This window comes from Flavobacterium sp. (genome assembly GCF_044348915.1).
GTDB lineage: Bacteria > Bacteroidota > Bacteroidia > Flavobacteriales > Flavobacteriaceae > Flavobacterium.
Genome location: NZ_JBIKRX010000034.1, coordinates 21,245 through 29,521, shown reverse-complemented (window position 1 = coordinate 29,521; position 8,277 = coordinate 21,245). Strand labels below are relative to the sequence as shown.

The window sequence follows — 8,277 nt, the reverse complement described above, 5'->3', positions numbered from 1 at the left end:
AGTACAAAATATAAAAAGATTCACCTAATAAATCCAATGACTATGTGGCATGAATTCGAATTTTATTTCACGTCATTTTGACATGAAATAAAATCCCTATATTTGAGACTGATTAGTTACAAATTTTAATTTCAAGAAAAAGGCAAATCACGAGCTTACTATTGCCAACGAAGAATTGATTATTGCAAAAGATAATGCAGAGAAAGCTTCACAGGCCAAAACTCAATTTGTATCGACGATTAGTCACGAACTGCGAACTCCTCTTTACGGCGTGATAGGTATCACCAATTTATTATTAGACGAGCATAAAGAATTGGCCCAGAGTCCGCATCTTAATTCACTGAAATTTTCTGCGCGGTATCTTTTATCACTAGTAAACGATATCCTTCAAATCAATAAGATCGAAGAAAATAAAATTGTTCTCGAAAACTTAACCTTCAATATTTCGGATGAGATCAATTTGGTCAAAAACGCACTTTCTTTTATAGCCCAAAGTCATAATAACAAGATAATTGTTAAGGTAGATAAGTCCATTCCTGAGTATTTGATTGGGGATAAACTGCGTCTAGCTCAAGTATTGATGAATTTAATAAGCAATGCTTTGAAATTTACCAAAAATGGTGAAGTAATTGTGAGCGCCAATTTGGTTAAAGTAGAAAACAATGCTAATTTTATTGAGTTTCAAATTGCGGATAATGGAGTAGGGATTGATTCTGCCGACCAGGAGAAGATTTTCGAAAAATTTGTTCAAATTGGGCGTAACGAAAATGATTATCAAGGAACCGGCTTGGGTCTAGCCATTGTAAAAAGGTTATTAGATCTTTTCAAAAGTGAAATTACTCTCGAAAGTCAAGTAGGTGTAGGTACCACTTTTATTTTCACCATTGCATTCGACCATAATCCCGATAAAACAAATGAAATCATCAATAATATTAAAGTTGATTTGAGTACCGGTCAAATTTTTAAAATATTAGTTGTCGAGGATAATAAAATCAACCAGACTATAACCAAGAAAATAATCGAAAAATACAATTGCACTTGCTTTATTGTAGATGATGGGTATCAAGCCTTGGATGTTCTTGATAAAGATGTTTTCGATGTTATTTTGATGGATATTAATATGCCTTTGATTAGTGGTTTCGAAACGACTCGAAAAATCCGTTACAAAGGAATCCAAACACCTATTATCGCTTTGACGGCTTTCGCCAAAGACGAAATTACAGAAGAAGCCATCGAAGCAGGAATGAATGATATAATGATAAAACCTTTTGAGCCTTTAAAGCTATTTCAGGTTATTAATGACCAAATCAAAAAAACTAAAAACGCTGTCTATTGACAGCGTTTTTAGTTTAAGTTATTATTTGATTGGAATAGATTTTAGACTTCTTTTTTGAATTCCCTCTTTTTTGCCAATCATAACGTGAAGAATACCATCTTTATAAGTAGCTTCAATTTTGTTTTCATCGATAGTTTCAGGTAAACTAAAAGTTCTACTAAAAGTTTGATAATTAAATTCTCGTCGGATGTAGTTTTCTTTTTTGTTAACTTCTTCTTTCTTATCCTCTTTTTCAGAAGAAATCATTAAGATGTCATTGTCGATTTCTACTTTGAAGTCATCTCTTTTCATGCCAGGTGCGGCTAATTCAACTTCAATTTTAGTATCGGTTTCTTTTAAATTTACAGAAGGTAAATTACTACCTAAAGCTGCAAAATTTCTGTCGGTCCAATCAAATAAATCTTTTGTAATGAAATCATCAAAAAAATTATGGATTGATTTGTTTTCTAATGACGGAAACAAGCCGTCTTTTTTAACTAAAGTTTTCATGATAATGAATTTAAATAGTTGTTAATTGTGCATAATAAAGTTAGTTAATATTTGAATAAATTATCTTTGTGATAACAAATAATTAACACTCAAATACCTGATAACAAGAAGTTTACTAATAATAATATCTAAAAAAAAGCACCTCTCAGTTTAGGACTAAAAGATGCTTTTTTTTATTAATTTTAAAAGGGCTTAATACCAGCGTTTTTTATTTTGTTTCGAAACGTTCGATTTTCTTGATTTGTGAGCTCCACCGCTTCGGTTGGAGTTATTTGGTTTTGTAGATCCACCTGGAGCGGTTTCTGGACTTCCAGAATGCCAAGGATAAGGGTGGTCACTAATTGTTTTGACATCGACTTTGATCAGTTTTTGAATGTCTTTCCAATATTGGTGTTCGTCTTTGCCGCAAAATGAGATCGCGATGCCTTCATTTCCAGCCCGACCAGTTCTCCCAATTCGATGAACATAGGTTTCTGGAATATTAGGTAAATCAAAATTGATAACATAAGGTAACTGGTCAATATCAATTCCACGAGCGGCAATGTCTGTTGCCACCAAAACGCCTACTTCTTTGTTTTTGAACGCATCTAAAACACGTTGTCTGGCATTTTGTGATTTGTCACCGTGAATGGCTTCGGCAGGAATATCTTTTTTTCTTAAAGCCTTAACCACATTGTCAGCACCATGTTTTGTTCTTGAAAAAACCAATACATCCGATAAATTTTGATTTTTAATTAAATGATACAACAAGTTTCTTTTTTCGGTTTTTTCGACAAAATAAACGTGTTGTTCTACGTTTTGGGCAGTAGACGACACAGGTGAGACTTCCACTTTTTCAGGATCTTGCAAAAACATTTCGGCCAATTCTCGAATAGCAATAGGCATTGTAGCCGAAAACAATAATGTTTGTCTGTTTTTTGGGGTCAATTTTACAATTTTTTTGACATCATTTATGAATCCCATATCCAGCATCTGATCGGCTTCGTCAAGGACTAAAGTGTGTAGATGGTCTAATGTGATAAATCCTTGTTTGTGTAAATCGAGCAATCTTCCGGGAGTAGCAATTAGAATGTCAACACCATTGCGAAGCGCATCTACTTGTGGTACTTGTGAAACGCCACCAAAAATTGTGAGTTGCACAAGGTTAGTGTACTTACCATAAGTATCGAAACTTTGCCCAATTTGAACTGCTAATTCTCGAGTAGGAGTAACAATTAGAGCTCTAATTTCCTTAGCTTTTTTCGATGAACCTACAATTCGGTGCAACTGATGAATTATTGGAATAGCAAATGCAGCTGTTTTTCCAGTTCCAGTTTGTGCGCAACCAATTAGATCTCTACCAGCTAAAACCAGCGGAATGGCTTGTTCTTGAATGGGAGTAGGGTTGGTGTAGCCTTCTTCAAATACAGCTCTTTGGATACTTTTTGAAAGTGATAAATCTTCGAATAACATATTTATGGGATTAAATAGCTAATAATTTGTGCTTGGATAATACCGCAAAGATAGGTTTATTATTTTTGATGCTCGTTTACTCCTTTTTAGCGCATGGCGTTCGGTTTTAAAACAGAAAAAAAAGAAACCACGAATTTGCTTCGCCTGTTCACGATTGTTCGAGTCACGAATAAACACGAATTTTGATGTCCTTAAATTACACAAATTCATTTTAAATATAGAGAAAATTAGTGCTATTTTGTTTTTATTATTTTTGAATTAGTGCTAATTCGTGAAATTCGTGGCTAAAAATTTTTAAAAGCGAACGCCCTGTTTTAGAGCAAGTTCATTTGCTAAACAATATGTTTTGGAGGTAACAAACTATTTTTAGATTTTATAAAATCTGTAACCAAGTATCCGATGAGTTTGCCAATCAGATGGTTGTTTTTTTCATAACATAAATCGGGAGCACCTTCGCAAATATGAAGGTAAGTTGCATTTTTATTTTTTCCAAAGAAAGTAACAAACTGTCTTAATTCTTCGATCGAAAAGCCACTTAAAGTCATTGCGCTACTAGCAATGTTTGGAATAGCATCTAAATCGACTTCCACACCGTAAAAGTCATTTTTGATAAATTCTAAGGCTTGATTTAGTTCCTCATCAAAATTCTTTTCTTTTCGAATATTGATACTGTCGTAGGTGGTAAAGCGGACCCGATCATCCATTTTTTTGAGTATATCGAGCACATTCTTCGAAGTGTAATTTTCGTGCAAACCAAAAATAAAATATTTTTTAAGAAAACCTTCTTCATAAGCATACGAAAAACCGTTTCCGCTGTGTCTTCCTTCTAGAATTCTAAAATCAGAATGAGCATCAAAATTTACTGCATTGATTGGTTTTCCTTTGGCAAGAGCCGTTCCTTTTATATTTCCGTAAGAATTATTGTGTCCACCTCCAATCACAATGGGCGTTTTACCCGCTTTTATGATATGGAAAATGATGTGTGAAACCTCTTTGTCTATTTTTTCAACAAGTTGATTTAGTTTGGATCGGTCGTCGATATCGTTAAAATCCAAATGTTCCACTTCTTTCATTTCTTCCCGAACATTCAATTTACCTAAAACCAATATCTGATTGCCTTTGCAAAAGCGGTTGTGTTGAATATTGGCAATACTTGCAATGGCGCAGTCCCAAGCCGAAGCAGCTCCAGGTCGACCAAAATTGGCTCGTACTCCAATATCTTCTGGAATGCCAAACAAGACATATTTTGCTTCACAAGTGGCCAAATAAACCGCAGGATCTACCCCTTTGGGAATAGTCAACATTTTTTCCCCAAATTTTATTTCGCCACTGCGGTGACTAGTAACTTTTGCAAGGTCATTTATTGTAAAAGGGATCAGTTTTTCCATATCAAAATATAATTCCCAAATATAATATAAATGTTTAGAATCCGTTGTTGTACTCAATTAAAATTGTTAAATTTGTGTAATTAAATAATAGAAATAATGGAAGATCAACAAAACAATTCGCATGGAAGTTTAAAGGTAATTATAGGAGTTTTAGCATTCCTATTGATAGGTAGTTTAGCTTATATTTATAAATTATCGACAGAAGTCAAGCAAGTGCAAACCGTTCTTACAACAACTACAACTGAAAAAGAATCAGTGATGAAGGATTTGCAAGAATTAAAGGCAACTTATGATGCCGCTATTGCAGAAAACACCTCTATGTCTGAGGAATTAGTGAAGGAAAGAGACAAAGTGGTTCAATTGATGAACGATTTAGAAAAATCAAAGGGTGATGTAGCTTCATTGTCAAAATACAAAGCACAATACATTAAATTGGAAAGCAATATGAAGTCTTTGATGGCCGAAAACGAAGGCTTGAAAAAGCAAAACAAAACCTTGACCAATGAGCGCGATAGTACTGTAGTGGTTTTGGGTGAAGCCAAAAAATACAACGAAGTATTAGTAGGTCAAAACGAAGATTTGTCAAAAACAGTAGAAAAAGGTTCTAAATTGACTGTTTTAAATATGCAAACCGCTGCTTACAAACTAAGAAGTTCAGGAAAACAGATAGCAACAGAAAGAGCAGGTGCAGCCGATATTCTTAAGATAAGTTTCACCATTGCTGAAAACCAAATTGCAAAATCTGGAGATAAAGAATATTATGTTCAAGTTATCGATAGCAAAAACAATGTTCTTGGCGAAAAACAAACCGTAAACTTTGGTGAAAAATCATTAACGTATAGTTTTATTTCTAAAGTAAAATACGAAAATAAAACTGTAAATGTTTCTGAAGATTTAAAAGGTAAAGACTTTGCAAAAGGAGCTTATTTCGTGAATGTTTTCGACAAAAGCGAATTGGTTTCTAAAACAAGTTTCACTTTGAAATAGTGGTTTTTAGATTAATAGAGAAAGAGGAGCAGCGATGTTCCTCTTTTTTTATGTGAAAACCTTTCCTTCAATAAGTACAGATTCAATCAAATTACTTCCAAAGGCATACGACAACTGATAATAGGAAGAAATAGGTTTAGTAATGATGAGATTGGCTTTTTTGCCAATGGTGATACTTCCGTGGGTTTCTGAAATTCCCATAGCATAAGCTCCGTTTAGAGTTGCTGCGTTGATGGCCTCTTCGGGAGTCATTTTCATTTTGATGCAAGCCGTTGAAACCACAAAATTCATATTTCCCGATGGAGTGGAACCGGGATTAAAATCGCTAGCGAGTGCCATTGGTAAACCAGCAGTTATCATTTCACGGGCTGGAGTATAAGGAATTCCGAGGAAATAAGAACACGAAGGCAAAGCCACTGGCATTGTTTGTGTATTTTTTAAGGCTTCAATATCTTCGGGTTTCATCACTTCCAGATGATCAACAGAAAGCGCATTGTATTTTATTCCAGCCTGAATTCCACCAATAGAATTGAATTGATTCACATGAATTTTGGGCTGTAAACCCAAACGGATTCCGGCTGCCATAATTTGTTCGGTTTCGGCTACTGTAAAATAACCTGTTTCACAAAAAATATCGACATAATCAGCTAAATTTGCTGCGGCGATTTCAGGAAGCATTTTATCAATAATCAAATCAATATATCCTTTTCGATTGGTTTTATATGCTGAGGGAAAAGCGTGGGCACCCAGAAAAGTAGCCTTTATAGTAATTGGATAATTTTGTGACAATCGTTGTATAACGCGAAGCATTTTCAACTCACCTTCAACGGAAAGTCCGTATCCCGATTTTATTTCGACAGCTCCAGTTCCTAGAAGCATTATCTCTTCCAATCGAAGTTTGGATTGGTTGTAGATTTCTTCCTCAGATGTTGCATTGAGTTTTTTGGCTGAATTCAGAATTCCACCACCACGATTGGCAATTTCTTCATAGGAAAGGCCATTAATTCTATCCACAAATTCCTGTTCGCGATTGCCAGCATAAACAATATGAGTGTGCGAGTCGCACCAAGCAGGCAAAACCATTTTTCCGTCCGCATCGATAATTTTATCGGCATTTATTTTCGGCAAGTCTGCCATTGAACCAAAACCGGCAATTAAATCATTTTCAATCAGAAGAAAAGCATTTTTGATGGTGGGAAGAACAGCCATTTCAGCACCGGAAACTTTCAAAACCGAAGCGTCTCGTACCTGAAGTAATTCCTTGATGTTGATGATTAGCGTTTTCATTTGGGTTGGAAATTATTCCGAAACTCTGATTTCAAACATTTTTTCCCACTGTTTGCCAGTTACAAAAATAGTCTTTGTTTTTGGGTTGTAAGCGATTCCATTGAGTACCTCGGCTTGTGGGAATTGTATTGATTTTCGTAAAGCTGAAAAATCCAAAATCCCTTCAACGGCACCAGTGGCAGGGTTTACCACAGCAATAGCATCTTTTTGATAAATATTGGCGTAGATTTTTCCATTGATCCATTCGAGTTCATTTATTGACTTAATTTTCGCATCAGCTGAATAGACATTGATATGGTCAATCATTTTTTGATTTGCTGGATTCATCGTCCAAATTTTTTCAGTGCCATCCGATTGATAAATGTTTTTTCCGTCGTTAGTTATTCCCCAACCCTCAATATCCTTTTCATAAGTAAATGTTTTTTCAAGTTTCCATGTATTGGCATTATAGATAAAACCTGTTTTATTTTGCCAAGTCAATTGGAAAATTTGGTTGTTGACAATAGTTATTCCTTCGCCAAAATACATAGGATCGAGATCTGTTTGTTTGAATATTTCGCCTGATTTATAATCGTATTTCCTTAAATACGACTTGCAATTGTTTCCAGAGCCTGTACTTTCATATAATGTATCTTTATTAAACTCTAATCCCTGCGTATAGGATTCAGTATCGTGTGGGTACGTATTTACAATAGTATAATTTAATAATTTGGGCGTTATACTCGAAACCAGTTCGATTCTTGTAGTCGCAATGGAGTTTTCGCCTTCAAAGTAAACCACCGCTTTCAGGTTTTGGTATCCTAATTTTTGGTCTTTTAGACTGAAAGTTAGTTTCTCAAGTCCTTTATTGGAACCTATTTTTACGTCGTTATTAAAGTAAACAACACTATCTACTGTTTTTGAATTGGTATTTAATATACCTAAATTCAATGACTCTTGGGATTGATATTTGCCTTTATATTTCGAATCATCGAAAGTAAATATAGAATTTTCACCTTTTTTTGTACCGCCACAATTAGCCAAAGCTATTCCTAATAAAATGATAAATAGGAAGTTATAATTTTTCATAAATTGAAATTTTGTCGATGCAATATACAACGATATTTTTATAGCAGCAAAGTCCTTGCAAAAATATAAAAAGATTGTATATTTGCGCCGGCAAGTCCTACACGACCAGCTCCTGCAGAATCCCCCAGGATGGGAACATAGCAAGGGTACGTGGTTGAGCGGTGCGATGTAGGTCGCTTGCCATTTTTTATGTCATTGCGAGGAGTTGCGAGAAACGAAGCAAAGCAATCTTTTATACTTTATTTATCTTCCTTTGGGAAGATTTTTTTA

7 protein-coding genes and 1 other RNA gene are annotated in these 8,277 nt (G+C 34.7%); 3 read left to right on the top strand and 5 right to left on the bottom strand.

Features of this window, described 5'->3' with window-relative positions:
• The first annotated feature begins 175 nt into the window (after window positions 1-175).
• Window positions 176-1,336 (top strand): response regulator, encoded by a 1,161-nt coding sequence (locus ACIQ1E_RS07775; protein ID WP_396170238.1) that lies wholly within the window; start codon window positions 176-178, stop codon window positions 1,334-1,336.
• Between the two features lie 21 nt (window positions 1,337-1,357).
• On the opposite strand, the gene ACIQ1E_RS07770 is transcribed toward ACIQ1E_RS07775, so the two are convergent.
• The 3 genes from ACIQ1E_RS07770 to ACIQ1E_RS07760 form a co-directional block, all read right to left on the bottom strand.
• Window positions 1,358-1,825 carry an Hsp20/alpha crystallin family protein gene (locus ACIQ1E_RS07770; RefSeq protein WP_396170236.1) on the bottom strand — a complete coding sequence of 156 codons (468 nt, stop codon included), beginning with the start codon at window positions 1,823-1,825 and terminating at the stop codon, window positions 1,358-1,360.
• Between the two features lie 192 nt (window positions 1,826-2,017).
• Entirely contained in the window at window positions 2,018-3,277 is a 1,260-nt protein-coding gene (locus tag ACIQ1E_RS07765) for a DEAD/DEAH box helicase (protein ID WP_396170235.1), read from the bottom strand.
• A 332-nt stretch (window positions 3,278-3,609) separates the two neighbouring features.
• Window positions 3,610-4,665 (bottom strand): formimidoylglutamase, encoded by a 1,056-nt coding sequence (locus ACIQ1E_RS07760; protein ID WP_396170240.1) that lies wholly within the window; start codon window positions 4,663-4,665, stop codon window positions 3,610-3,612.
• A 96-nt stretch (window positions 4,666-4,761) separates the two neighbouring features.
• Between ACIQ1E_RS07760 and ACIQ1E_RS07755 the strand changes: the two genes are divergently transcribed.
• Window positions 4,762-5,652 (top strand): hypothetical protein, encoded by an 891-nt coding sequence (locus ACIQ1E_RS07755; protein WP_396170234.1) that lies wholly within the window; start codon window positions 4,762-4,764, stop codon window positions 5,650-5,652.
• A gap of 48 nt (window positions 5,653-5,700) precedes the next feature.
• Here the strand turns inward: ACIQ1E_RS07755 and hutI are convergent, their stop codons facing one another.
• Both hutI and ACIQ1E_RS07745 read right to left on the bottom strand, forming a co-directional pair.
• Complete coding sequence (hutI, locus tag ACIQ1E_RS07750; RefSeq protein WP_396170232.1) at window positions 5,701-6,939, bottom strand: imidazolonepropionase; 1,239 nt, start codon at window positions 6,937-6,939, stop codon at window positions 5,701-5,703.
• A gap of 12 nt (window positions 6,940-6,951) precedes the next feature.
• Window positions 6,952-8,007, bottom strand: a complete 1,056-nt coding sequence (locus tag ACIQ1E_RS07745; protein ID WP_396170231.1) for a glutaminyl-peptide cyclotransferase — start codon at window positions 8,005-8,007, stop codon at window positions 6,952-6,954.
• An 88-nt stretch (window positions 8,008-8,095) separates the two neighbouring features.
• Here ACIQ1E_RS07745 and ffs point away from each other — a divergent pair.
• An RNA gene (gene ffs / locus ACIQ1E_RS07740) (signal recognition particle sRNA small type) lies at window positions 8,096-8,193 on the top strand.
• The last annotated feature ends 84 nt before the right edge of the window (window positions 8,194-8,277 follow it).

Bases quoted from the DNA above. Each gene is read 5' to 3' on its own strand.
- ACIQ1E_RS07755 (WP_396170234.1), top strand. From the start codon at position 4,762: ATGGAAGATCAACAAAACAATTCGCATGGAAGTTTAAAGGTAATTATA.
- ACIQ1E_RS07765 (WP_396170235.1), bottom strand. From the start codon at position 3,277: ATGTTATTCGAAGATTTATCACTTTCAAAAAGTATCCAAAGAGCTGTA.
- ACIQ1E_RS07760 (WP_396170240.1), bottom strand. From the start codon at position 4,665: ATGGAAAAACTGATCCCTTTTACAATAAATGACCTTGCAAAAGTTACT.
- ACIQ1E_RS07745 (WP_396170231.1), bottom strand. From the start codon at position 8,007: ATGAAAAATTATAACTTCCTATTTATCATTTTATTAGGAATAGCTTTG.
- hutI (WP_396170232.1), bottom strand. From the start codon at position 6,939: ATGAAAACGCTAATCATCAACATCAAGGAATTACTTCAGGTACGAGAC.
- ACIQ1E_RS07770 (WP_396170236.1), bottom strand. From the start codon at position 1,825: ATGAAAACTTTAGTTAAAAAAGACGGCTTGTTTCCGTCATTAGAAAAC.